Here is a 22618-nt window from a genome sequence, read left to right on the forward strand (position 1 = left end):
GAGCATCACATCAATGCGAAGGGGCACCACGATGTTGCGGCGCAGTCGACGACCGTTGTTGCGGGTGATTGCCACCATGGTGATCCTCGCCGTGACACTCACCGCGTGTGGGGTCACCCGAGGATCCGATCCACAAGGCCTGCACCGGCTGCGAATGATGGTGCCCAACAGCCCCGGTGGCGGATACGACCTGACCGCGCGCACCGCGGTGAAGATCATGGAAGACAACGACATCACCGGTCGCGTCGAGGTCTTCAACGTCATCGGTGCCGGCGGCACGGTCGCGATGGCCCGGCTGATGAACGAGCGGGGCAATGACGACTTGATGATGACGATGGGTCTGGGTGTGGTCGGCGCGACCTACACCAACGGGTCCAAGATCAAGGCGTCCGATGCGACGGCCATCGCCAAGTTGATCGAGGACCCGGGCGCGGTTTTCGTCCCCGCCGACTCACCGTTTCGCACGATCGCCGACTTCGTCGCGGCATGGAAGGCGGATCCGAGCAAGGTGACGATCGGCGGGGGCTCCTCACCGGGTGGTCCCGATCACCTGTTCCCGATGGAACTCGCGAAGAAGGTGGGCGTCGACCCGAAACAGGTCAACTTCATCACCTACGACGGTGGCGGTGATCTGTTGACGGCGCTGCTCGGCAAGAAGATCACCGCGGGCACGTCCAGCCCGGGCGAGCTCATCGACCAGATCGAGGCCGGTGAGTTGCGGGTGCTCGCGGTGTCGAGCGCACAACGTATCGACGGCATCGATGCGCCGACACTGATCGAATCCGGGATCGACCTCACGTTCGCCAACTGGCGTGGTGTCCTTGCGCCACCGGGCATTTCGGACAGAGCCAAGCGCGCGATGGTCAAGGTGCTCGAAGAGATGCACGGCACGGATCAGTGGAAGCAGGCGCTGGTCAAGAACGGCTGGACGGACGCCTTTATCACCGGCGCGGACTTCGAGAAGTTTCTGATCGACCAGGACAACCGGGTCTCGTCGACACTGACCGAATTGGGGCTGCTGTGAGCATCGAAGACAAGCAGACAGAACAGTCGGCGACCCGCACGGTCGACTACGCGCAGTACCTCGTGGTGGCCGTCCTGGCGCTCGTCGGCGGGTTTCTGGTCTACAGCGGACTGACGTTGGAGGAGGGGTTCGCCAAGGTCGATCCCGTCGGGCCTACGTTCTTCCCCTTGGTCATCGGTGTTGCCGCGCTGCTGCTCGCGGTGATCCTGGCCGTCGCGATCCCGCGCGGCAGTAAGGGTGAGGCCGACGCCGGTGAGGACATCGATCCCGAGGCGCCGGGGGACTGGCGCACCGTCGGGCTGCTCATCGCGCTGTTCGTCGCGCTGATCTTCTTGGTCAACCCGCTGGGCTGGGTGATCACGAGCGCGTTGTTCTTCGCCGGTGCGGCAACGGTTCTGGGCAGTAAGCACTACGTGCGCAATGTCGTGATCGGTGCGGTCTTGGCGCTGGCGAGTTTCTACGCGTTCTACTCCGGGCTCGGAATCCCGCTGCCCGCAGGCATCTTGGACGGGATTCTGTAAATGGACAACTTCGACTGGCTGATGCAGGGGTTCGCCGAGGCAGCGACCCCGATGAACCTGCTCTACGCCGTCATCGGCGTGCTGCTGGGAACCGCCGTGGGCGTGTTGCCCGGCATCGGGCCGGCGATGACGGTCGCCCTGCTGCTGCCCATCACGTACAACGTCAGCCCGAGCGCGGCATTCATCATGTTCGCCGGCATCTTCTACGGCGGCATGTACGGCGGATCGACCACGTCGATCCTGCTGAACACGCCGGGGGAGTCGTCGTCGGTGATCACCGCGATCGAAGGCAACAAGATGGCCAAAGCGGGGCGGGCCGCGCAGGCACTGGCGACCGCGGCCATCGGCTCGTTCGTCGCGGGCAGCATCGGCACCGCCTTGCTGGCCGCGTTCGCACCCGCGATCTCGCGGTTCGCCGTCACCCTCGGCGCGCCGTCCTATCTGGCGATCATGCTCTTCGCGTTGGTGGCGGTGACCGCGGTACTGGGTTCGTCGAAGCTCCGCGGCGCCATCTCGCTGGTGCTCGGCCTGGCGATCGGCATCGTCGGCATTGACTTCCTCACCGGCCAGCCCCGCGCCACATTCGGTATCCCGCAACTGTCGGACGGCATCGACATTGTGGTGATCGCCGTCGCGATCTTCGCTGTCGGGGAAGCGCTCTGGGTCGCTGCACACCTGCGCCGCCGCCCGGCCGACGTGATCCCCGTGGGACGTCCGTGGATGGGCCGGGACGACTGGCGGCGATCGTGGAAGCCATGGCTGCGCGGCACCGCATTCGGCTTCCCGTTCGGGGCGCTCCCCGCTGGCGGGGCCGAGCTGCCCACGTTCCTGAGCTACATCACGGAGAAGAAGCTGTCGAAGCATCCGGAGGAGTTCGGGCGGGGTGCGATCGAAGGGGTGGCCGGACCAGAGGCGGCCAACAATGCTTCCGCCGCAGGCACCCTGGTGCCGATGTTGTCGCTGGGCCTACCGACCAACGCGACCGCCGCGGTTATGCTCACCGCGTTCGTCTCGTACGGAATACAGCCGGGGCCAACACTTTTCAGCAAAGAGCCGCTGCTGATCTGGACGCTGATCGCCAGCCTGTTCATTGGCAACCTGCTGCTGCTGGTGCTCAACCTGCCGCTGGCGCCGTTGTGGGCCAAGCTGCTGCGCACGCCGCGGCCGTACCTGTATGCGGGCATCTTGTTCTTCGCCACCCTCGGGGCGTTCGCGGTGAACCTCCAGCCGCTGGATCTCGGCCTGCTGCTGTTGTTCGGGCTGCTCGGTCTGATGATGCGCAGGTTCGGCCTACCGGTGCTACCGCTGATCATCGGGGTCATCCTCGGCCCGCGGATCGAACGGCAGCTGCGGCAGAGCCTGCAGCTCGGCGGCGGTGACTGGTCGAGTCTGTTCACCGAGCCGGTCGCCATCGTGACTTACGTATGCATGGCGGTGCTGCTGGTCATCCCGCTGGTGTTGCGGCTGCTGCACCGCGACGAGGAGACGCTACTGGTCGTCGAGGACGACAAGGATCAGCGAGAGAAGGCACAGACCTCATGATTGTCGTGGGGTACACCAACGACCAGTACGGCGCCGCGGCGCTGGACGCCGGCATCGCCGAGGCGGTGCTGCGCGGCACCGACCTGCTGGTGGTGAATTCGACGGCAGGGGATTCCTACGTCGACGCGGCGTTCGCCCAGCCGGGGCAGGTCCGCGATATCGAGGAACGCCTGCGCAGCTGCGGGGTGAACTTCGAGGTGTCGCAGCCGGTCGGGGTGTATGCCGCCGACGCGTTGCTGGAGGCGATGGAGCGGCCCGACGCCGAGCTGCTGGTGATCGGCCTGAAACACCGCAATCCCGTCGGCAAACTCCTTCTCGGCAGCGTCGCGCAGCAGCTACTTCTCGAATGCCCAAAACCCGTGCTCGCGGTGAAGTCTGGCTAATACCGCATAATGGCAGCATGGACGTGTCGTTGACGATCTGGGTCGTCACCTGTGTCGTGATCCTTGGCCTGTTCGTATTCGACTTCTTCGCCCACGTGCGGGTGCCGCACGAACCGACCTTCCGCGAGTCGGCCACCTGGTCGGCGGTCTATATCGCGCTGGCCATCGTGTTCGGGTTCCTGATCTGGTGGCTGTGGGGCGGGCAGTTCGCCGGGGAGTACTTCGCCGGGTACGTCACCGAGAAGGCGCTGTCGGTGGACAACCTGTTCGTCTTCACCGTCATCATGGCGACCTTCGCGGTGCCCCGGGAGTTCCAGCAGAAGCTGCTCCTGATCGGCATCGTGATGGCCCTGGTCATGCGGGCCGGGTTCATCGCCGTGGGTGCCGCCGCCATCAACACCTTCAGCTGGGTGTTCTACATCTTCGGCATCTTCCTGGTGCTCACCGCGGTCAAGCTGGCCCGGGAGGCAGGCCACGAGAAGGAGGTCGAGGAGGAACGCGACAGCCGCATCATCGCGCTGGTGCGCAAGTTCGTGCCCACCACCGACGACTATCACGGCGACAAGTTCCTCACCACGATCGAGGGCAAGCGCACCGTCACGCCGATGTTGCTGGCGCTCATCGCGATCGGCTTCACCGACCTGCTGTTCGCCCTGGACTCGATCCCGGCGATCTACGGTCTGACCGAAGAGCCCTACATCGTGTTCACCGCCAACGCTTTTGCGCTGATGGGTCTGCGCCAGCTGTACTTCCTCATCGGTGGGCTGCTCGACCGCCTGGTGTACCTGTCCTACGGGCTGTCACTGATCCTGGCGTTCATCGGTGTGAAGCTCGTGCTGCACGCCCTGCACGAGAACACCCTGCCGTTCATCAACGGCGGCGCGAAGGTCAAGGTGCCGGAGATCACCACCGGCCTGTCGCTGAGCGTGATCGGCGGAATCCTCGTCATCACCACCGTCGCCAGCCTGATCAGGACCAGGGGGCGCACGGCGGCCGACGAGGGCGCTCACGGGTAGTCCCGTCAGTTATTGCTTGACGGGCACGAGACGTCGACGAACACGTCACCCGGGTTGCTCTCGTCCATCGACATCATCAGGCTGCCGTCGGGCATCATCATGACCACCAGGCCGTGCACACCGGTGACCGAACACTTGGCCAGCGGCCCGAGCACGGTGCCGTTGAACTGCACGCTGTAGCCCTGATCCTGAAGGGTTCTGACGACGTCGGCGGCGGACCCGCTGGGCGGGATGGCGGCGGCCGTCCCCGCCGTGGCTACTGCGGCCGCCGCGGCCGCACCGGCGATGGCGGAGATCAGAACGGTCTTCTTCATGAAAGGTCCTCGGGTTTCGGGGCCCCGCTCTGCGAGGCCGCAATGATGTTCCACGGCTTGGTGGTTCGGCCCGGCCCATGCGTTACGCCCCGCGTGTAACGGATTGCGGGTGGGGGAGCACCCAACGGATGACGCACTGACGCAGCCGTTGAAAGGACACCCCGATGACCGTTACTGAGGCCGACCGCTTTGTCCGCCTACCGGATTCGACGCTGAGCCGGTTCGGCGCGTTCGCAGCCCGTTACGGGCTGGTGGTGGTGATCGCGTGGATCGGCGCGCTGAAGTTCACCGCCTATGAAGCCGAGGGAATTGAACCTCTGGTGGCGAACAGTCCGGTGATGAGCTGGGTCTACACACTGTTCACCGTGACGGCGTTCTCGGCGGTGCTCGGCGTCATCGAGCTGGTCACCGCCGGGCTACTGGCGATCAAACCGTGGTTTCCGCGGCTGTCCGCGCTGGGCAGCATCTCGGCCATCGGACTGTTCCTGGCCACACTGAGCTTCCTGATCACGACGCCGGGAATCGGGGAGGAGTCCGCGGGCGGTTTTCCGGTGCTGTCGTCTACCGGCCAGTTCCTGGTCAAGGACATCGCCCTGCTCGGCATCGCGGTGTGGACATTCGGGGATGCGCTGAGCGCGGCCCGCCGCGGCTGATCCCAACAAGCGAAACGGCCCCGGGTGACCGGGGCCGTTCTGCTGTGTCCGAGGGGGGACTTGAACCCCCACGCCCGTTAATAGGGCACTAGCACCTCAAGCTAGCGCGTCTGCCATTCCGCCACTCGGACCGATCTTGGGCAGCTAAGGCTAACGGATCGACGACCCGAGTCCCAAACTAGGCCGACGGCAGCCGGCCGGCGATCTGGCCGGCGATGGTCGAGGCCGCCGACGTCGGCCCGTCCAGGCTGCACGCTTCGACGTCGACCGCCACATTGCTGTGCACGGTCAGCGCCCGCTGGCAGGACCATTTCTCCGGGGTCTGCTGCACCCGGGACACCGCCAGCACGTCGTGATCGGTGCTCGGGCGGCCCACCGACCACACCTGCGACGGGCCTATCGGCTGCGGGTAGCTCAGCTCGCGATCCGAGCACTTCGACCACTGCTGCTGGGAGGCGGTGAAGAAATCGGCCGCCGCCCGGGCGGTGGGGAACAGCACCACGGCCTGCACGGCGTAGTGCGACCAGGCCGGCGCCGTCGGCGGATCCCGCAGCACCTGGCCATGCACCGCCGTCGAACCGGTCTGGGCGTACACGCTCTGCTGGGCCGCACCCGCGATGGCCAGGCAATTCACATCAGCCAGTCGGGCGCTGTCGTTCCAGGCCTTGGTCACGTCGGCGGTGATCACCACATCGTCGCTGGCCAGTGCCGCACCCACGGCACTGGCGGGCAGCAGCAGCGAGGGCAGCGCGTCCGCGGTGGCCAGCGGAGCACGGTCAGCGGACATCGCACTGCCCGAGGTGGTGGCCGTGCAGCCACTGATCGTCAGGCACAGCAGCGCGGCGATCATGGGCAGGCGGAAGGTCACGGGTAAATAAAACCCTAAAACGGCGTGTTGCGCATGTGGTTGGAGAGAAACGTGTGGTAAGGCCCGGACGCCGCACCTCCAGGCTCGGGCTGCCAGTGGTAGGAAAGGTGACTGTGACAGAACCCGTCGACGAGGTGGTTGATCTCGTCAGCGCCCTCATCCGCTTCGATACCTCCAACACCGGTGAGCTCGAGACCACCAAGGGCGAAGCGGAGTGCGCGCTCTGGGTCGCCGAGCAGCTCAGCGCGGTGGGTTACGCCACCGAGTACGTCGAATCCGGCGCTCCGGGTCGCGGCAATGTGTTCGCGCGGCTCGCCGGGGCCGACCCGAACCGCGGCGCCCTGCTGATCCACGGCCATCTCGACGTCGTCCCGGCCGAACCCGCCGACTGGAGTGTGCACCCCTTCTCCGGCGCCATCGCCGACGGCTACGTGTGGGGTCGCGGTGCGGTCGACATGAAGGACATGTGCGGCATGATGATCGCCGTCGCACGGCACTTCAAGCGCGCCGGCATCGTCCCGCCGCGGGATCTGGTGTTCGCGTTCGTCGCCGACGAGGAACATGGCGGCACCTACGGTGCGCAGTGGCTCGTGGACAACCGGCCTGACCTGTTCGACGGCATCACCGAAGCCATCGGTGAGGTCGGTGGTTTCTCACTCACCGTGCCGCACAAGGACGGTGGCGAGCGCCGGCTGTATCTGATCGAGACCGCCGAGAAGGGCCTGTCGTGGATGCGGTTGACCGCTCGCGGCCGCGCCGGACACGGCTCGATGGTGCACGACGACAACGCCGTCACCGCCATCGCCGAAGCCGTGGCGCGGCTGGGTCGTCACCAATTCCCGCTCGTACTCACCGATTCCGTGCAGCAGTTCCTGACCGCGGTGGCCGAGGAGACCGGCTACAGCTTCGACCTGGACTCTCCGGATCTCGACGGCACGATCGCCAAACTCGGTGGTATCGCCCGCATCGTCGGCGCCACCCTGCGCGACACCGCCAACCCGACCATGCTCAAGGCGGGCTACAAGGCCAACGTCATTCCGCAGACGGCCGAGGCCGTTGTCGACTGCCGCGTGCTGCCCGGCCGCAAAGAAGCCTTCGAGCGCGAGATCGACGAGCTCATCGGTCCCGACGTCACCCGCACCTGGGAGCGTGACCTGCCGTCTTACGAGACGACGTTCGACGGCGACCTGGTGGACGCCATGAACGCCGCCCTGCTGGCCGTGGATCCGGAAGCCCGCACGGTTCCCTACATGCTCTCCGGCGGAACGGATGCCAAAGCCTTTGCCCGCCTTGGTATCCGGTGCTTCGGCTTCATTCCGCTGCAACTGCCGCCGGAACTGGACTTCGCGGCGCTGTTCCACGGCGTCGACGAGCGGGTACCCATCGACTCGTTGCACTTCGGTGTCCAGGTGCTCGAGCACTTCTTGAAAAACTGCTGATCTCACCCCGAAAGGACTGGCTCACATGGCCTTTGACTACAACCCCTACGACTTCCTGCCGGAACTACCCAGCTTCACGCTGACCAGCACCGACATCACCGACGGCCAGCCCCTGAAGAACGCTCAGGTCAGCGGCATCATGGGCGCCGGAGGCGAGGACGTCTCACCGCAGCTGAGCTGGTCGGGTTTCCCGGAGGAGACCCGCAGCTTCGCGGTCACCGTCTACGACCCCGACGCCCCGACGGCATCGGGCTTCTGGCACTGGGCGGTGACCAACCTGCCCGCCACCACCACTGAACTGCCCTCCGGTGTCGGCGACGGCTCGCTGCTGCCCGGGGACGCGCTGACCCTGGTCAACGACGCCGGTGTGCGCCGGTTCATCGGTGCCGCCCCGCCGGCCGGGCACGGCTACCACCGCTACTTCGTGGCCGTGCACGCCCTCAACGTCGAGAAGCTGGAGCTGTCCGAGGACGCCAGCCCGGCCTTCCTCGGCTTCAACCTGTTCATGAACGCGATCGCCCGCGCCGTCATCCACGGCACTTACGAGCAGAAATAGCGGTCAGCGCACCGCGGAGCCGACGGCCTCGCTCAGTGAGCTGAACCCACCGGCGTGCAGCCGCTGGGCGATCCCGTCGTGAATCTGCTTGGCCCACAAGCCTCCGCCGTAGACGAAGCCGGTATACCCCTGCAGCAGAGCGGCGCCCGCGGTGATGCGCTCCCACGCGTCGTCGGCGGTTTCGATGCCGCCGACGCTGATGAGCACCAGTTTGTCGCCGACGCGGCCGTACAGGCGGCGCAGGATCTCCAGCGAGCGGCGGGCTACCGGCGGTCCGGAGATGCCGCCGGTGCCGAGGTCCTCGACGCCGGGGGTGCGTAACCCGGCCCGCGAGATGGTGGTGTTGGTGGCGACGATGCCGGCCAGGCCCAGTTCGACGGCCAGGTCGGCGACGGCGTCGACGTCCTCGTCGGACAGGTCGGGGGCGATCTTGACCAGCACCGGCGTCGAGGTCTCGGCCAGCACGGCACTCAGGATCGGCCGCAGCGACTCGACGGCCTGCAGGTCACGAAGGCCCGGGGTGTTGGGGGAGCTGACGTTGACCACCAGGTAGGCGGCCAGCGGGCCGAGCAGCCGTGCGCTGGAACGGTAGTCGTCGGCAGCCTGTTCGGGAGGCGTCACTTTGGACTTGCCGATGTTCACCCCGATCGGCACGTCCGGATGATGGCGGGCCAGCTGCAGCGCGAGCTGGCCCGCGCCGTGGTTGTTGAAGCCCATCCGGTTGAGCAGGGCACGATCCTCGGCGAGCCGGAACAGCCGCGGCAGGGGATTGCCGGGCTGCGGCACCGCAGTCACCGTGCCCACTTCGGCGTAGCCGAAGCCCAGTGCGCCCCAGGTGTGCAGGCCGATCCCGTCCTTGTCGAATCCCGCTGCCAGCCCGAGCGGTCCGGGGAAGCGCACCCCGAACACCGTGCTGGCCAGCACGGGATCGTGCGGGGCCAGCCGGCGACCGAGCTGCCTGCGGGCCGGTCCGGTGGCCGTCGCGGCGCGCAGCGCGCTGAACACCAGCGTGTGGATACGTTCCGGCGGCACCAGGAACAGTGCCCGCCGCAGAGCTGTGTACATCACAGCCCCGGCTGATCGGCGGTGCGGCCGTCAAGGCGGGTTTTCTTGCGGCGCAACAAAACCCGTCTGCTCCCGTCGGTATACAGCCGCACTCGGGTGAGCTCCCAGCCGCGGTACTCGGCCTCGATGGACAGCCGCGTCGACGCGGTGATGCGGGTGACCTCCGGTGGCAGCCGCAGCGGAATCCACTCGTAGTCGTCGGACAACTCGACTTCCCAGCTCGCCGGCATCCGGCCCCGGCTCGCTGCGCTCACCGGCGACCGTCCGCGTTGCGGATCACCTGAACCCCCGCGCCGGAACCCGACACGACGTAGAGCGTGCCGGACGTATCGTCGAAGGCGAGCGAGTTCGGTTGCTGCACGGTCGGGTAGCGCACCTTTTCCACGGGGATACCAGTAGCGAGATCGTAACCAATGACGACGTTGGCCGCGGTCTGCGAAACCCACACCAGCGTCCGCGATCCGGTGACCCCGTACGGCGCCTCGGGCACCGGATAGGCCTGCCGTTCGATCAGCGGATCGACACCGAACACCAGCAGCTGCCCGCCGCGGGTGTCGGCCACGAGCACCCGGCCCACCGGATCGGCGGCCAGTGTGGTGGCACCTTCGCCGGCCCGCAGCGCCTGCTGGGCCTTACCGTCGCTGCTCAGCGCCGTCACCGAAGTTTGTCCGCGATCCAGGATCACCGCACTGTCACCCTCGGTGACGATCGCGTCCACCCGGGCGAAGATCTCGGCTTTCGAGGCCACCGTGTTATCCGTGGCCAGCGTGTACGCGGCGCCGTGGTCACTGCCCAGGACCAGCCGGCCGTCGGCCCGCCGGGCGATCGCGGTGAAGTCGGTCTCGCGTTCGCCGTCGATGTCGACCCGGCGGGAACTCCCGGCCGCCAGGTCGACGACGAAGTAGCCGCCCCGCGTCGACAGGTACGCGGTGCCCTCGCCGTCGCCGGTGATCGCCGACGCGGGACCGCCGAGGGTGACCACCCGGGGTGCGCCGGAGGCGTTGAGCACGCTGACCGTCGCTGGGCCCGCCGGCTCGGGGCTGGGTGTGAACACCGCCAGGGCGGCCGTCTTGGCGTCGAACAGGGCCGCCTGCGGCCGGCCGCCCAGCGGCAGGACCTGACCGGCGGGCTTGGCGGCGGCAGGTGGGGACACCGCGGGCTGGGCGGGCTCGATGGGCGGCGGCGGCGCGTCGAACGGGGTGGGCGAGCAGCCGGTGGCCAACGCGGCGGGCCGGCCGCCCAGCGGCAGGACCTGACCGGCGGGCTTGGCGGCGGCAGGTGGGGACACCGCGGGCTGGGCGGGCTCGATGGTCGGCGGCGGCGCGTCGAACGGGTTGGACGAGCAGCCGGTGGCCAACGCGGCGACGACCAGAAACACGCTGGCATACCTGCGCAAACCAGCGCCGTTTACAACCATTGGCAACGGGTAGCCCCCGGATGTGTGCATGATCGAGCGACCTGGTCGCCCTCTGTCGATCACCGATTCTAGGTGTCAGCGCAGCAGACAAATTTACGGACATGTCTACTGGAATGCCGTAACTGGCGTTATGGTGGCTTCATGACGCTGGCTGCAACACCGGAGTCCGACGGACGAGAGTTTGCCATCGAGGATCTGTCGACCGGCATGTTCGCCAGTGGTTTCGGTCACCTCGGGGACGGCCGGAGCTTCTCGTTCCACGTTCACCGCGGCCAGCTGATCGTTGAGGTCTACCACCCGCGCCTGGCCGGACCGGTTCCGCACGCCGAGGACGTCATTGCTGCGGCCACCCGCAATATCGGTGACATCGACGTCGACGACGAGCGCCGCCTGATCGCCGCGCTGCGTGACGCGGTTGCCGACGCGCAGCCGGTGCCGCGACCGGCGCGCTGAAACTCCAGCTTCATCCAGTACGGTCGGCGGCGTGGATGTCGCGCCGATGTCGTGGTTGCAGGTCGTCGTTCTGTCGATCGTCCAGGGTCTGACGGAGTTCCTGCCGGTTTCGTCGTCGAGTCATCTCGCGATCGTTTCCCGCGTCTTCTTCGATGGTGACGCCGGCGCCTCGTTCACCGCGGTGTCGCAGCTGGGGACCGAAGCCGCCGTGCTCATCTACTTCGCGCGCGACATCGGCCGGATCATGAAGGCCTGGTTCAACGGAATCTTCGTCAAGGCGCACCGCGACAATGTCGACTACCGGATGGGCTGGTACGTCATCATCGGCACGATTCCGATCGTGGTGCTCGGGGTGGCGTTCAAGGAGGCGATCCGCGGTGAGGTTCGCAACCTGTGGGTGATCGCCACCGCGATGCTGGTCTTCTCCGCTGTCATCGCGGCCGCCGAGTACTTCGGCAGGCAGACCCGGCATGCCGAGAATCTGACCTGGCGCGACGGTCTGCTCGTGGGTATCGCGCAGTGCTTGGCTCTGGTGCCCGGAGTGTCCCGATCGGGGTCGACCATCAGCGCCGGTCTGTTCCTGGGTATGGATCGTGAGCTGTCGGCGAGATTTGGCTTTCTGCTTGGTATTCCGGCGGTCTTGGCTTCGGGGCTGTTCTCGCTGCCGGATGCCTTCCATCCGGTCACCGAGGGTATGAGCGCGACGGGCGCGCAATTATTGGTGTCGGTGGTCATCGCCTTCGTCGTCGGCTTCGTCGCCATCGCCTGGCTGCTGCGGTTCGTGGCGAACCACGCCATGTACTGGTTCGTGGGCTATCGGGTGGTGCTGGCGCTGGTCGTCATGGCACTGTTGGCCACCGGGGTCGTGGCGGCTTCATGAGGGGTGCCCTATGACGGTGATCCTGTTGCGACACGGCCGCTCCACCTCCAACACCGCCCACACCCTGGCCGGCCGCACCGAGGGAGTGGAACTCGACGACAAGGGCCGCGCCCAGGCCGCCGGGTTGGTCGACCGGGTCGAGGGTTTGCCGATCAAGGCGTTGGTGCGTTCGCCACTGCTGCGCTGCCGGATGACGCTCGAGCCGCTGGCCGGTGCACTCGGCCTGGACCCCCTGATCGACGACCGGCTGGCCGAGGTGGACTACGGCCAGTGGACCGGGCGGGCGCTGAAGGAACTGGTCAAAGAGCCGCTGTGGTCGGTGGTCCAGCAGCAGCCCAGCGCCGCGGTCTTTCCCGACGGCGAGGGCCTGGCCCAGGTGCAGGCCAGGGCGGTCGCCGCGGTCCGTGAGCACGATCGCAGGCTCGCTGAGGAGCACGGCGCCGACGTGCTGTGGGTGGCGTGTACGCATGGTGACGTCATCAAGTCCGTGGTCGCCGACGCGCTCGGCACCCACCTGGACAGCTTCCAGCGCATCACCGCTGACCCGGCCTCGATGAGCGTCATCCGCTACACGCCGATGCGGCCGTTCGTCATCCACGTCAACCACACCGGCGGCCAACTGGCCTCGGTGCTGACCGCCCCGCCGCCGTCCGACGGCGACAAACCAGCCGACGACGCCGTCGTCGGCGGATCAACGGACTAGAACATCTCCGCGCCGAGCGGCTCTGTCGAATTACGGCTCAGCTGCTTCTGACGGTATTTTGGAGGTAACCATGGCCCGCGCTATTCACGTCTTCCGCACTCCCGACCGATTCGTGGCCGGGACGGTCGGCCAACCCGGAAACCGGACGTTCTATCTGCAGGCGGTGCACGACAGCCGGGTGATCTCGGTCATCCTGGAAAAGCAGCAGGTCGCAGTGCTAGCCGAACGTATCGGTGCGCTGCTCGTCGAGATCAATCGCCGGTTCGGCACCCCGCTGCCTCCGGAGATCGAGGTCGAGGACCTCAGCCCGCTGATCACCCCGGTCGACGCCGAATTCCGGGTCGGCACGATGGGGCTGGGCTGGGATTCCGAAGCCCAGACCGTGGTAGTCGAACTGCTGGCGGTCAGCGATACCGAGTTCGACGCGTCGGTGGTGCTCGACGACGCCGAGGAGGGCCCGGACGCGGTGCGGGTGTTCCTCACCCCGGAGTCGGCGCGGCAGTTCGCCAGCCGCTCCCATCGCGTCATCTCCGCCGGACGCCCACCCTGCCCGCTGTGTGACGAGCCGCTGGATCCCGAGGGGCACATCTGCGTGCGTACCAACGGATATCGGCGCGGCGCATTCGGCGAGGCCGAGGACGACCTGGACTCGTGACCGCACCGGACGAATCCGCGGCCCGCGAGGTGCTGCAGGGCGGAGAGCTGAACGTTCTCGGCCGCATCCGGTCGGCCAGCAATGCCACCTTCCTGTGCGAGGCCACACTCGATGACCGGATGCTGCACTGCGTCTACAAGCCGATCGCCGGCGAGCAGCCGCTGTGGGATTTCCCCGACGGCACGCTGGCGGGCCGCGAGTACTCGTCCTATCTGATCTCCGCGGCATTGGGCTGGAACATCGTGCCGCTCACCGTGATTGGTGATGGACCGGCCGGGCGGGGGATGCTGCAGCGGTGGGTCGATCAGCCCGGCGACGCCGATGCCACCGAGTCCACCGGCCCGGAACTAGTCGATCTGTGTCAGCCGGGATCGATTCCGCCAGGCTATCTTTCGGTGCTCAATGCCTACGACTACGCGGGCAATGAGGTCACCCTGGTGCACGCCGACGACGACCGGCTGCGCCGGATGGCCGTCTTCGACGTCATCGTCAACAACGCCGACCGCAAGGGCGGCCACATCCTGGCGGGGGTGGACGGCCAGGTCTACGGCGTGGATCACGGTATCTCCCTTCATGTTCAGGACAAACTGCGGACCGTGTTGTGGGGCTGGGCCGGTAAGCCGGTCGATGACGAGACACTCGCCGCGGTCGCAGCCCTCGGTGAGAAGCTCGACGGCCCGCTGGCCGACGAACTGTGTGGTCACATCACCGACGTCGAGGTCATCGCGCTGCGCAGGCGTGTACGCGCGCTGCTGGACGAGCCGGTGATGCCCGGTCCGGACCGGCGCCGGCCGATTCCCTGGCCGGCCTTCTAGGGTTTCGGCGCCGGGTTGGGCTCCCAGTGCAGGATGCCGCCGTCGGCCAGCAGCGACATGTGCAACTGACCGTCCTTGAGCAGGTAACCCCGCACATAGCCCAATGCAGTGGACACCTGGGTGTCCAACGAGGGCTGTGGGCAGGCCATCCGGGTGGTGGCGATCGGCCCGAAGGTCAGGCTGCCGGAGTCCTCGGCTGCCGCGCTGGCCTGCCAGGTCGCGTTGCCGCGGTTGCAGTCAATGCGAAACGCCGCCCGGCCGTCGGGGCCGAACTCCACCGTGAACGCCGACGGATCGGCAACCCGTGTGGTGCCCTGCTTGTCGTCCATCGACTCCAGGCTGAGCAGTCGCCAACTGGTTCCGTCCAGCGGATGCTGGGGCGTGCTCGACCCGCAGGCGGCCAAGGCCAGGATCAGGGTCGGCAGGAGCCAGATCAGGCGCATTGGCAGCAATCTACGGGCGGCCGTGCTGGGCTGATCGTGATTCGGAGATACTGGCACGGTGAGTCTGACTGACGCGGAGCTTGCCGCCGATCTGGCCGAACAGGCCGGACGGCTGCTGCTGGCGGTCCGCGACGAGGTCGGGCACGACTACCCCTGGGAACTCGGTGACGCCGGGGACTTCCGGGCCAACGCCTACATACTGCGTCGGCTGCGGGAGGAACGCCCGCACGACGCGGTGCTCTCCGAGGAAGCCTACGACGACCTCAAGCGGCTCCAGGCCGACCGCGTCTGGATCATCGACCCCCTCGACGGCACCCGCGAGTTCTCCATGCCGCGGCGGGTGGACTGGGCGGTGCATGTGGCGCTCTGGCAGCGCACCGGTGACGACGACGGCCGGCTCACCGACGCCGCCGTCGCGCTGCCCGCCATGGGGGAGGTGTATCGCAGCGACACCGTGACCGCCCCGACGGCGCCGCAGTCCGGTCCGATCCGCATCACTGCCAGCTCCAACCGCCCGCCCGCGGTGCTGTGGCGGCTGCGCGACCGCCTGGACATGGAATTCATCCGGATCGGATCGGCGGGTGCCAAGGCGATGGCGGTGGTGCGCGGCGATGCCGATGCCTACATCCACGCCGGTGGGCAGTGGGAGTGGGACAACGCCGCGCCTGCCGGTGTGATCCAGGCGGCCGGTCTGCACGCCACCCGGCTGGACGGGTCGCCGCTGCGCTACAACCAGCCCGACCCCTACCTGCCGGATCTGCTGATGTGCCGTCCCGAGGTGGCCGATCTGCTGCTCGACGCCATGTGGCTGGCCAGCTAGGGAATGTATCCGGCCGCGCCGTTGTAGGAGTGTGGCGAAGGACGAAGCAGGATGAGGCCCCTCACCACCCGGAGCGACGTGACGAGCGAACCCCTTAGAGTCAACGCCATGCAGTCGTGGCCGGCCGTCGATATCCCGCAGCTGCCCGGTCAGGGGCCGGCGCTGCGGCTCTACGACAGCGCTGACCGTCAGGTGCGGCCCACCTCGCCCGGTTCGACCGCCACGATGTACGTCTGCGGCATCACCCCGTACGACGCGACTCACCTAGGGCACGCTGCCACCTATCTGACCTTCGATCTGGTCTACCGGGTGTGGCGGGACAACGGGCACCAGGTGCATTACGTGCAGAACATCACCGACGTCGACGACCCGCTGTTCGAGCGGGCCGAGCGCGACGGGATCGACTGGCGGGATCTGGGTTCCCGCGAGATCCAGCTGTTCCGCGAGGACATGGCCGCGCTGCGGGTGCTGCCGCCGCAGGACTACGTCGCTGCCACCGATGCGATCACCGAGGTTGTCGAACTCGTCGAGAAGCTGCTGGCCGCCGGGGCGGCCTACGTGGTCGACGACCCGGAGTTCCCCGACGTCTACTACCGGGCCGATGCCACCGCCCAGTTCGGGTACGAGTCGGGCTATGACCGCGACACCATGTTGCGGTTGTTCGCCGAGCGAGGTGGTGATCCGGACCGGCCGGGCAAGGTCGACGAACTCGATGCGCTGCTGTGGCGTGCGCAGCGGCCGGGGGAGCCGAGCTGGCCGTCGCCGTTCGGCCCGGGCCGTCCCGGCTGGCATGTGGAGTGTTCGGCTATTTCGTTGGACCGCTTGGGTTTTGGATTCGACGTGCAGGGCGGCGGCAGCGACCTGATCTTCCCGCATCACGAGTTCTCCGCTGCGCACGCCGAGTGCGCCACCGGCGAGCGCCGGTTCGCCCGGCACTACGTGCACGCCGGAATGATCGGCTGGGACGGGCACAAGATGTCCAAGAGTCGCGGCAATCTGGTGCTGGTCTCACGGTTGCGTGAGCAGGGTGTGGACCCGGCCGCCATTCGGCTCGGACTGTTCGCCGGGCACTACCGCAGCGACCGGTTCTGGAGCGACGAGGTGCTCGCCGAGGCCAACGCCCGGCTGCACCGCTGGCGCAGCGCGGCGGCTCTGCCCGCCGGCCCGGATGCCACTGATCTGCTCGCCCGGCTGCGGCAGTATCTCGCCGACGATCTGGACACTCCCAAGGCCCTGGCCGCGGTTGACGGATGGGTCACCGACGCGCTCGAGTACGGCGGTCATGACGAGTCTGCGCCGGCCACCGTCGCGGCGGCCGTCGACGCGCTTCTGGGTGTGCGCCTGGCGGTGTAGTTTTGGCGGCCATGAGCTCCGTCACCAACACAGTCGTCTTCATCACCGGTGGTGCCCGCGGCGTCGGCGCCGACGTGGCACGCCGGCTGCGCCGCAAGGGCGCCAAGCTGGTCTTGACCGATATCGATGCGGCACCGCTGGCCGAGCTGGCCGCCGAGCTCGGCGAGGAACATGTGCTGACCGCGGTCGCCGACGTCCGTGATCTCGCCGCCATGCAGGCCGTCGCCGATCAGGCCGTGCAGCGCTTCGGCGGGATCGACGTGGTGGTGGCCAATGCCGGGATCGCCACCTACGGCTCCGTCCTGCAGGTCGACCCGGAGGCCTTCAAGCGGCTGATGGACATCAACGTCAACGGCGTCTTCCACACCGTGCGGGCCACCCTGCCGTCGGTCATCGAGCGGCGCGGGTACGTGCTGATCGTGTCGTCGCTGGCCGCCTACAGCGCCGCGCCGGGTCTCGCGCCCTACCATGCGGCCAAGGCTGCGGTGGAGCACTTCGCCAACGCGCTGCGCATCGAGGTGGCCCATCAGGGTGTCGATGTCGGCTCGGCCCACATGTCGTGGATCGACACCCCGATGGTGCAGGACGCCAAGAAGGACCTCAGCAGCTTTCAGCAGATGCTGGCCAGCCTGCCGAACCCGTTGGGCAAGACCACCAGTGTGGACAAGTGCGGCGAGGCCTTCGTCAAGGGCATCGAACGCCGCAGCCGCCGGGTGAATGTGCCCGGCTGGGTGGGCGCCTTCCGCTGGCTGCGTCCAGTCCTGTCGACCCCGCTGGGGGAGAAGCAGGTGACCGCCGTCGTCCCGACGATCCTGCCCAAGATGGATGCCGAGGTGGCATCACTCGGGCGCTCGACGAGCTCGCGGCTCGAGGAGCTGGAGAGCCGCTGACCTACAGCGCGACGGTGCTGTAGTTGCCGACCTGCGCGGACAGGAACCGCAGCTGGTCGGTCGCCGAACCGAGGGTCTGGTCGATACCGGTCAGCCGGGCCGCGTAGTGCGCGATCGGGTACTCGGCGGTCACGCCGATACCGCCGTGCATCTGGATCGACTCCTGCGAGATGTGCTTGGCGGAGCGGCCGATCTGCAGCTTGGCGCGCGCCGCCACCACCGGATCGAGCCGGCCGTCGATGATCGACATCGCCGCGTAGTAGCTCATGCTGCGGGCCAGTTCGAGGGAGACGTACATGTCGGCCGCCCGCTGGGTGAGCGTCTGGAACGTCTTGAGCGGAACGCCGAACTGCTTGCGCTGCTTGAGGTAATCGGTGGTCAGCCGCAGCGACTCGTCCATGGCGCCGACCGCTTCGGCACACAGTGCCGAGGAATACCGGATCAGCGTCGCGTGGATCTTCTCGCTGGCGTCGCCGCCGCTGCCCAGCGGCTGGGCCGGGGCGTTGTCGAAGTCGATCTGCGCGCCGCGCTGACCGTCGAACGTCCGGTAGGACTTGCGGGTGGTGGCGTCACCGTCGACCAGGAACAGTCCGGTGCCGCCGCCGGGCAGGGCCGCGGTCACGACCAGGACGTCAGCCGAATCACCGGCCAGGACCGGGTTCTTGCGGCCGGTGATGGTCCAGGTGTCGCCGTGGTGGCTGGCATGGGTCGACAGCTCGTCGGACCCGCGCAGTCCCGGCTCGAAATGCGCCAGCGCCAAGAGCTTTTCGCCACCGGCCACCTCGTCGAGCAGAGCGCGCTGTTCGTCAGTGCCGAGTTCGGCGATGACGCCACCGGGGATCAGGGCAGCCGCGGCCACCGGCTCGGGGGCCAGCCGTCGCCCGATCTCGGTCATCACGACCATGATCTCGATCTGGCCGGCCTCCTCGGGATCGAAACCCAGTCCCAGGATGCCGATTTCGGCGAGCTGGCCCCAGACCTCGCGGCTCCAGCCGAGCTCGGAGTCGACGGCCTTGTTGCGGCTCTCGGTGTCGTAGCTGCGCGATAGCACATCGCGTGCGGTGTCGGCCAGTAGTTGCTGCTCTTCAGTCAGGTCAAAGTTCATGGCCGGTTCTCACAGTCCCAGGATCGTCGAGGAGATGATGGTGCGCTGAACCTCGTTGCTACCGCCGTAGATCGAGGTCTTGCGGAAGTTCAGGTAGTGCGGCGCGGCGTGCTGTGCCCACTCCGGCGATTCGATGGCGTCGCCGCCGTCGAACGGCAGCGAATCCGGGCCGGCCACCTCGACCGCCAGCTCGGTGACGGCCTGCTGCAGCTGGCTACCCCGCAGCTTCAGGATCGACGACGCGGGGTTGGGCTTGCCGGTGCCCTCGTCGCCGCTGACCCGCAGCTGGGTCAATTCCAGTGCCAGCAGCTCGTTTTCGATCTCCGCGACCTTGGCCGCGAACAGGGTGTCCTCCAGCAGGGTGCCGGAGCCGACCTTGGTCTTGGCGGCGCGCTCCTTGACGTCGGCGAGCCAGACCTTGGTGGTGCCCACCCGCGCAATACCGGTGCGCTCGTTGGACAGCAGGAACTTGGCGTAGCTCCAGCCCTGGTTCTCTTCGCCGACAAGCTGATTGGCGGGCACCCGCACGTCCTCGAAGAAGACCTCGTTGACCTCGTAGCTGCCGTCGATCAGCTTGATCGGGCGCAGCGTGATGCCCGGGGTGGACATCTCGACGAGGATGAAGGAGATGCCGGCCTGCTTCTTGGGCGCGTCGGGATTGGTGCGGGCCAGCACGAAGATCCAGTCGGCGTACTGGCCGAGCGTGGTCCACGTCTTCTGGCCGTTGATCACGTACTCGTCGCCATCACGGACGGCGACGGTCCGCAGACCGGCCAGGTCGGAACCGGCCTCGGGCTCGGAAAAGCCCTGGCACCACCAGATGTCGAGGTTGGCCGTGGCCGGCAGGAAACGCTCCTTGAGTTCCTGGGAGGCGAACTGCGCGATCACCGGGCCGACCATGCTGGCGTTGAACGCCAGCGGCTCGGGTACACAGGCCATGCGCATCTCGTCGGCCCAGATCTGGCGCTGCAGCGGCGACCAGTCCTTACCGCCCCATTCCACCGGCCAGTTCGGCACCGCCAGGCCTGCCTCGTTGAGGATGCGCTGGGTGGTGACGATGTCGTCGGGCCAGATCAGTTCTTCGCGGCGGGCCCGATCCCGGATGTCGGCGGGAATCTTCGTGGTGAAGAACTCCCGCAGCTCATCGCGGAATGCTACGTCCTCGTCGTTCAGTGCCAGTCTCACGACTTCGACCTCGATTCGTCGTTACTCGCGGGTATCCGATGGGAGCAACGGTAGCGCAGCCCGACCAACTGGTCGGCAGGACCACCCCCTTGCGCCGCTGACGCTTCCGTGACGAAGATTTTCTGTCGGTGGCCCGGCGTAGTGTTTCGAACATGAGTTCGATCATCGCGGCGTTGGACGCGCTCGATGCGGCGGTCGAACAGGTCGGCGCGATCGATCTCGAGGAACTGCCGGCCCATCAGCGGTTCGGGGTCATTCAACGGGTGGAGTCCGCGCTGCGCCGCCAGGTCGCGATCTCCCACGAACAGATCAGTCATCTCGAGCAGTACGAGGGCTGCCCGCCGATCCCGATTGTGCTCGCCGATGTGCTGCGGATCAGCCGCGCGGCGGCCAAACGCCGCATCCGTGATGCCGAACAGCTCGCACCGCGGCTGACGCTGACCGGCCAGTCGCTGGCCCCGCTGTTGCCGGCCACCGCCAAAGCCTGGGATGCCGGATTGCTCGACATCGAGCACGTCCGGGTCATCCAGAAGTTCTTCCGCGACCTGCCCGACCATGTGGGCCCCGACGAGCGGGCCCGTGCGGAGCGCTCCCTGGCCGAGCACGCCGAGAACCTGCGCCCGGACCAGTTGGAGAAGGTCGCCGCGCGGCTGGCCACCTTTCTCAATCCCGACGGGGTCTTCTCTGATGTCGACCGGGCCCGTCAGCGAGGCTTCGTGTGGTGCGGCGGGCAGCGCCCGGACGGGATGAGCGTCGGCAAGCTCACCGCCACTCCCGAACTGCGCGCGATGATCGAGGCGTTGTTCGCCAAACTGGCCGCCCCCGGACAGTGCCACCCCGACGGTGTCGGAGCCGACGCTGATGCCCGCGGGCTGGGGCAGCGCCAGCACGATGCCCTGGCTGAGTTGGCCCGCCGGCATCTGGGGGATCCGAAACTGGGCCAGCACAACGGACTTCCGGTCACCGTCATCGTCACCACCACGCTGCAGGACCTGGCCGCGAAGGCCGGCTACGGGCTGACCGCCGGGGGCACCCTGCTGCCGATGACCGACCTGATCCGGATGGCCACCCCGGCGTGTCACTACCTCGCCGTCTTCGACGGTGTCACCGGCCGCTCACTGTGGCTGGGCCGCACCAAGCGCCTGGCGTCGGCCGATCAGCGCATCATGCTTTTAGCCAAAGACCGCGGCTGCACCGCGCCCGGATGCAGCGTGCCGGGCTATCACACCCAGGTGCACCACGCCGCCGCCGACTGGAAACACGGCGGTGCCACCAACATCGACGACCTCACCCTGGCCTGCAAACGCGACAACCTGCACGCCGAAAACGACGGCTGGGGCACCCGAAAACTCCCCAACGGCGACACCGACTGGATCCCACCGCCCAACGTGCCCCTCATCGGCGGCACGAACAGCTACCACCACCCCGAACGCCTACTCCGGGGCAACGAGGACGACGACGACCCTTAGGTGTACTGACCCGAGAGGTTAGGTACGCGGCTGGCGGGGGGTTGTCCTCCGAGTGCGGTGTGGCCGCGGTGGTGATTGTAGGTGTGCAGCCAGATGGCGAACTCCGAGCAGCGTTCGGCGTCTGTGCGATAGAGCCTGACGTAAGCCCATTCGTCGGCCAGAGTGCGGTGAAATCTTTCGACTTTGCCGTTGGTCTGCGGTCGATAGGGGCGTGTGCGACGGTGCTCGATGTCACCGAGTGCGTCATGGAAAGCGTGGGAACGGTAGCAGGAACCGTTGTCGGTGAGGACTTTTCGCACGGTGATCCCGTGGTGGGAGAACCAGCTGTTGGCGCGCCGCCAAAACCCGGCGGCGGTCTCTTTGCGTTCGTCAGCCAGGATCTCGCTGTAGGCCAATCGGGAATGTCCATCCAAAGCGGTGTGCAGAAAGTGGTATCCGCGCACTGGGTTGCGGTGGTTGTTGGTCAGACCGGTCTTGTCGGCTTGGGAGTTGCGGTGGCCCATTGATCGGCCGACCATGCGCCATCCTCCGCCGGCGGGGATCTTGCCAAGCTTCTTGACGTCGATGTGCACCAGGTCCCCGCAGCGGGCCGGTTCCATGCGCCGGATCACCCGGCCGGTGGGCCGATCCAGCCAGCTCAGCTTGGCCAGGCCGTAGCGGGTCAGTACTCGGTGCACGGTAGACGGATGGATTCCGAGCAGATAGCCGATCCGCGCCGGCCCCCACCGGCGGATAACCCGCACCTTGATGATGCGGCGCTCGGTACGAGTAGGAGTCTGGTGGGGGCTGTGATGCGGACGTGAACTGCGATCAGCCATGCCAGCTTCACCCAGTGCGCGGTAGCGGCCAGCCCACCGCGACGCGGTGGTCACCGCCACCTGGAATCGTTCAGCCGCTCGCCGAAGCGGCCAGCCGTCCTCGACGACGCAGCGGGCCAGACGCAGACGCCCAGTTTCCGACAAAGGGGCATTACGGTGGGACACGAAGACCTCCGAGGTGAGTTGGTGCGTTCCTAGACAGCTCGCACTTCACTCGGAGGTCTTCGTCAT

Annotated in this window: 26 protein-coding genes and 1 tRNA gene; 17 read left to right on the forward strand and 10 right to left on the reverse strand. The window is 67.3% G+C overall.

Annotation, left to right across the window (positions count from 1 at the left end; translation table 11 throughout):
* Positions 1 to 31 precede the first annotated feature (31 nt).
* Genes BN3385_RS17880 through BN3385_RS17900 form a run of 5 tightly spaced genes read left to right on the forward strand, consistent with a single transcriptional unit; the run spans position 32 to position 4486 of the window.
* Positions 32 to 1024, forward strand: coding sequence for a Bug family tripartite tricarboxylate transporter substrate binding protein (locus BN3385_RS17880; protein WP_156432797.1), 993 nt, complete (start codon positions 32 to 34; stop codon positions 1022 to 1024).
* A complete protein-coding gene (locus tag BN3385_RS17885) occupies positions 1021 to 1545 on the forward strand; it encodes a tripartite tricarboxylate transporter TctB family protein (protein ID WP_059018633.1) in 525 nt (174 codons plus the stop codon). Before BN3385_RS17880 ends, BN3385_RS17885 begins: the two co-directional genes overlap by 4 nt.
* Entirely contained in the window at positions 1546 to 3087 is a 1542-nt protein-coding gene (locus BN3385_RS17890; RefSeq protein ID WP_059018636.1) for a tripartite tricarboxylate transporter permease, read from the forward strand.
* Entirely contained in the window at positions 3084 to 3470 is a 387-nt protein-coding gene (locus BN3385_RS17895; RefSeq protein WP_059018638.1) for a universal stress protein, read from the forward strand. The genes BN3385_RS17890 and BN3385_RS17895 overlap by 4 nt, the downstream gene beginning before the upstream one ends.
* Positions 3471 to 3487: 17 nt before the next feature.
* Positions 3488 to 4486: a TerC family protein gene (locus tag BN3385_RS17900; protein ID WP_059018640.1), complete on the forward strand. Its 999-nt coding sequence runs from the start codon at positions 3488 to 3490 to the stop codon at positions 4484 to 4486.
* A 5-nt stretch (positions 4487 to 4491) separates the two neighbouring features.
* Here the strand turns inward: BN3385_RS17900 and BN3385_RS17905 are convergent, their stop codons facing one another.
* Positions 4492 to 4800: a hypothetical protein gene (locus BN3385_RS17905; RefSeq protein WP_059018641.1), complete on the reverse strand. Its 309-nt coding sequence runs from the start codon at positions 4798 to 4800 to the stop codon at positions 4492 to 4494.
* Positions 4801 to 4964: 164 nt separating this feature from the next.
* On the opposite strand from BN3385_RS17905, the gene BN3385_RS17910 reads away from it, so the two are divergent.
* Entirely contained in the window at positions 4965 to 5453 is a 489-nt protein-coding gene (locus BN3385_RS17910) for a YkgB family protein (protein WP_082690532.1), read from the forward strand.
* 45 nt (positions 5454 to 5498) lie between these two features.
* Here the strand turns inward: BN3385_RS17910 and BN3385_RS17915 are convergent.
* Both BN3385_RS17915 and BN3385_RS17920 read right to left on the reverse strand, forming a co-directional pair.
* A tRNA-Leu gene (locus tag BN3385_RS17915) sits at positions 5499 to 5584 on the reverse strand.
* 47 nt (positions 5585 to 5631) lie between these two features.
* Positions 5632 to 6321 carry a sensor domain-containing protein gene (locus BN3385_RS17920; RefSeq protein ID WP_059018643.1) on the reverse strand — a complete coding sequence of 230 codons (690 nt, stop codon included), beginning with the start codon at positions 6319 to 6321 and terminating at the stop codon, positions 5632 to 5634.
* A gap of 95 nt (positions 6322 to 6416) precedes the next feature.
* Here BN3385_RS17920 and BN3385_RS17925 point away from each other — a divergent pair, with 95 nt between their 5' ends.
* On the forward strand, positions 6417 to 7760 hold the full coding sequence (locus BN3385_RS17925) for a M20/M25/M40 family metallo-hydrolase (RefSeq protein ID WP_197415234.1): 1344 nt from the start codon (positions 6417 to 6419) through the stop codon (positions 7758 to 7760).
* 25 nt (positions 7761 to 7785) lie between these two features.
* Positions 7786 to 8316 (forward strand): YbhB/YbcL family Raf kinase inhibitor-like protein, encoded by a 531-nt coding sequence (locus BN3385_RS17930; RefSeq protein WP_059018647.1) that lies wholly within the window; start codon positions 7786 to 7788, stop codon positions 8314 to 8316.
* Between the two features lie 3 nt (positions 8317 to 8319).
* On the opposite strand, the gene BN3385_RS17935 is transcribed toward BN3385_RS17930, so the two are convergent.
* Genes BN3385_RS17935 through BN3385_RS17945 form a run of 3 tightly spaced genes read right to left on the reverse strand, consistent with a single transcriptional unit; the run spans position 8320 to position 10630 of the window.
* Positions 8320 to 9381 carry a quinone-dependent dihydroorotate dehydrogenase gene (locus tag BN3385_RS17935; RefSeq protein ID WP_059018649.1) on the reverse strand — a complete coding sequence of 354 codons (1062 nt, stop codon included), beginning with the start codon at positions 9379 to 9381 and terminating at the stop codon, positions 8320 to 8322.
* Positions 9381 to 9635, reverse strand: a complete 255-nt coding sequence (locus BN3385_RS17940) for a DUF5703 family protein (protein ID WP_082690533.1) — start codon at positions 9633 to 9635, stop codon at positions 9381 to 9383. Before BN3385_RS17940 ends, BN3385_RS17935 begins: the two co-directional genes overlap by 1 nt.
* Complete coding sequence (locus BN3385_RS17945; RefSeq protein WP_502688104.1) at positions 9632 to 10630, reverse strand: YncE family protein; 999 nt, start codon at positions 10628 to 10630, stop codon at positions 9632 to 9634. The genes BN3385_RS17940 and BN3385_RS17945 overlap by 4 nt, the downstream gene beginning before the upstream one ends.
* Positions 10631 to 10939: 309 nt before the next feature.
* Between BN3385_RS17945 and BN3385_RS17950 the strand changes: the two genes are divergently transcribed.
* The 5 genes from BN3385_RS17950 (at position 10940) to BN3385_RS17970 (ending at position 14304) form a co-directional block, all read left to right on the forward strand.
* On the forward strand, positions 10940 to 11251 hold the full coding sequence (locus BN3385_RS17950; protein WP_059018652.1) for a hypothetical protein: 312 nt from the start codon (positions 10940 to 10942) through the stop codon (positions 11249 to 11251).
* Between the two features lie 46 nt (positions 11252 to 11297).
* Positions 11298 to 12131, forward strand: coding sequence for an undecaprenyl-diphosphate phosphatase (locus tag BN3385_RS17955; protein WP_059022106.1), 834 nt, complete (start codon positions 11298 to 11300; stop codon positions 12129 to 12131).
* 10 nt (positions 12132 to 12141) lie between these two features.
* A complete protein-coding gene (locus tag BN3385_RS17960) occupies positions 12142 to 12834 on the forward strand; it encodes a histidine phosphatase family protein (protein WP_059018654.1) in 693 nt (230 codons plus the stop codon).
* 70 nt (positions 12835 to 12904) lie between these two features.
* Positions 12905 to 13489: a DUF3090 domain-containing protein gene (locus BN3385_RS17965; protein ID WP_059018656.1), complete on the forward strand. Its 585-nt coding sequence runs from the start codon at positions 12905 to 12907 to the stop codon at positions 13487 to 13489.
* Positions 13486 to 14304, forward strand: coding sequence for an SCO1664 family protein (locus BN3385_RS17970; RefSeq protein ID WP_059018658.1), 819 nt, complete (start codon positions 13486 to 13488; stop codon positions 14302 to 14304). The genes BN3385_RS17965 and BN3385_RS17970 overlap by 4 nt, the downstream gene beginning before the upstream one ends.
* Here BN3385_RS17970 and BN3385_RS17975 read toward each other — a convergent pair.
* A complete protein-coding gene (locus BN3385_RS17975) occupies positions 14301 to 14747 on the reverse strand; it encodes an META domain-containing protein (protein ID WP_059018660.1) in 447 nt (148 codons plus the stop codon). The genes BN3385_RS17970 and BN3385_RS17975 overlap by 4 nt on opposite strands.
* Positions 14748 to 14805: 58 nt before the next feature.
* Here BN3385_RS17975 and BN3385_RS17980 point away from each other — a divergent pair, with 58 nt between their 5' ends.
* From BN3385_RS17980 to BN3385_RS17990, 3 genes are all read left to right on the forward strand, one after another.
* Positions 14806 to 15567: a 3'(2'),5'-bisphosphate nucleotidase CysQ gene (locus BN3385_RS17980; RefSeq protein WP_059018662.1), complete on the forward strand. Its 762-nt coding sequence runs from the start codon at positions 14806 to 14808 to the stop codon at positions 15565 to 15567.
* 108 nt (positions 15568 to 15675) lie between these two features.
* Positions 15676 to 16920 carry a cysteine--1-D-myo-inosityl 2-amino-2-deoxy-alpha-D-glucopyranoside ligase gene (gene mshC / locus BN3385_RS17985; protein ID WP_059018664.1) on the forward strand — a complete coding sequence of 415 codons (1245 nt, stop codon included), beginning with the start codon at positions 15676 to 15678 and terminating at the stop codon, positions 16918 to 16920.
* An 11-nt stretch (positions 16921 to 16931) separates the two neighbouring features.
* Positions 16932 to 17810 (forward strand): SDR family oxidoreductase, encoded by an 879-nt coding sequence (locus tag BN3385_RS17990; RefSeq protein WP_082690739.1) that lies wholly within the window; start codon positions 16932 to 16934, stop codon positions 17808 to 17810.
* A 1-nt stretch (position 17811) separates the two neighbouring features.
* Here the strand turns inward: BN3385_RS17990 and BN3385_RS17995 are convergent, their stop codons facing one another.
* Together BN3385_RS17995 and BN3385_RS18000 are read right to left on the reverse strand one after the other, a co-directional pair.
* Positions 17812 to 18915 carry an acyl-CoA dehydrogenase family protein gene (locus BN3385_RS17995; protein ID WP_059018668.1) on the reverse strand — a complete coding sequence of 368 codons (1104 nt, stop codon included), beginning with the start codon at positions 18913 to 18915 and terminating at the stop codon, positions 17812 to 17814.
* A gap of 9 nt (positions 18916 to 18924) precedes the next feature.
* Positions 18925 to 20100 (reverse strand): acyl-CoA dehydrogenase family protein, encoded by a 1176-nt coding sequence (locus BN3385_RS18000; RefSeq protein ID WP_059018670.1) that lies wholly within the window; start codon positions 20098 to 20100, stop codon positions 18925 to 18927.
* A 152-nt stretch (positions 20101 to 20252) separates the two neighbouring features.
* Between BN3385_RS18000 and BN3385_RS18005 the strand changes: the two genes are divergently transcribed.
* Positions 20253 to 21569: an HNH endonuclease signature motif containing protein gene (locus BN3385_RS18005; protein ID WP_059018672.1), complete on the forward strand. Its 1317-nt coding sequence runs from the start codon at positions 20253 to 20255 to the stop codon at positions 21567 to 21569.
* Here the strand turns inward: BN3385_RS18005 and BN3385_RS18010 are convergent.
* Positions 21566 to 22552 (reverse strand): IS481 family transposase, encoded by a 987-nt coding sequence (locus BN3385_RS18010; RefSeq protein ID WP_059018674.1) that lies wholly within the window; start codon positions 22550 to 22552, stop codon positions 21566 to 21568. The two genes, BN3385_RS18005 and BN3385_RS18010, sit on opposite strands and share 4 nt — an antisense overlap.
* Between the last annotated feature and the right edge of the window lie 66 nt (positions 22553 to 22618).

Source organism: Mycobacterium sp. M26 (assembly GCF_001494595.1).
In the GTDB taxonomy this organism is placed as follows: Bacteria; Actinomycetota; Actinomycetes; order Mycobacteriales; family Mycobacteriaceae; genus Mycobacterium.

Excerpts from the sequence above, each read along its gene's own strand:
- BN3385_RS17880 (WP_156432797.1), top strand. The coding sequence starts at position 32 with ATGTTGCGGCGCAGTCGACGACCGTTGTTGCGGGTGATTGCCACCATG.
- BN3385_RS17890 (WP_059018636.1), top strand. The coding sequence starts at position 1,546 with ATGGACAACTTCGACTGGCTGATGCAGGGGTTCGCCGAGGCAGCGACC.
- BN3385_RS17895 (WP_059018638.1), top strand. The coding sequence starts at position 3,084 with ATGATTGTCGTGGGGTACACCAACGACCAGTACGGCGCCGCGGCGCTG.
- BN3385_RS17900 (WP_059018640.1), top strand. The coding sequence starts at position 3,488 with ATGGACGTGTCGTTGACGATCTGGGTCGTCACCTGTGTCGTGATCCTT.
- BN3385_RS17905 (WP_059018641.1), bottom strand. The coding sequence starts at position 4,800 with ATGAAGAAGACCGTTCTGATCTCCGCCATCGCCGGTGCGGCCGCGGCG.
- BN3385_RS17910 (WP_082690532.1), top strand. The coding sequence starts at position 4,965 with ATGACCGTTACTGAGGCCGACCGCTTTGTCCGCCTACCGGATTCGACG.
- BN3385_RS17930 (WP_059018647.1), top strand. The coding sequence starts at position 7,786 with ATGGCCTTTGACTACAACCCCTACGACTTCCTGCCGGAACTACCCAGC.
- BN3385_RS17935 (WP_059018649.1), bottom strand. The coding sequence starts at position 9,381 with ATGTACACAGCTCTGCGGCGGGCACTGTTCCTGGTGCCGCCGGAACGT.
- BN3385_RS17950 (WP_059018652.1), top strand. The coding sequence starts at position 10,940 with ATGACGCTGGCTGCAACACCGGAGTCCGACGGACGAGAGTTTGCCATC.
- BN3385_RS17955 (WP_059022106.1), top strand. The coding sequence starts at position 11,298 with ATGTCGTGGTTGCAGGTCGTCGTTCTGTCGATCGTCCAGGGTCTGACG.
- BN3385_RS17960 (WP_059018654.1), top strand. The coding sequence starts at position 12,142 with ATGACGGTGATCCTGTTGCGACACGGCCGCTCCACCTCCAACACCGCC.
- BN3385_RS17965 (WP_059018656.1), top strand. The coding sequence starts at position 12,905 with ATGGCCCGCGCTATTCACGTCTTCCGCACTCCCGACCGATTCGTGGCC.
- BN3385_RS17975 (WP_059018660.1), bottom strand. The coding sequence starts at position 14,747 with ATGCGCCTGATCTGGCTCCTGCCGACCCTGATCCTGGCCTTGGCCGCC.
- mshC (WP_059018664.1), top strand. The coding sequence starts at position 15,676 with ATGCAGTCGTGGCCGGCCGTCGATATCCCGCAGCTGCCCGGTCAGGGG.
- BN3385_RS17990 (WP_082690739.1), top strand. The coding sequence starts at position 16,932 with ATGAGCTCCGTCACCAACACAGTCGTCTTCATCACCGGTGGTGCCCGC.
- BN3385_RS17995 (WP_059018668.1), bottom strand. The coding sequence starts at position 18,915 with ATGAACTTTGACCTGACTGAAGAGCAGCAACTACTGGCCGACACCGCA.
- BN3385_RS18005 (WP_059018672.1), top strand. The coding sequence starts at position 20,253 with ATGAGTTCGATCATCGCGGCGTTGGACGCGCTCGATGCGGCGGTCGAA.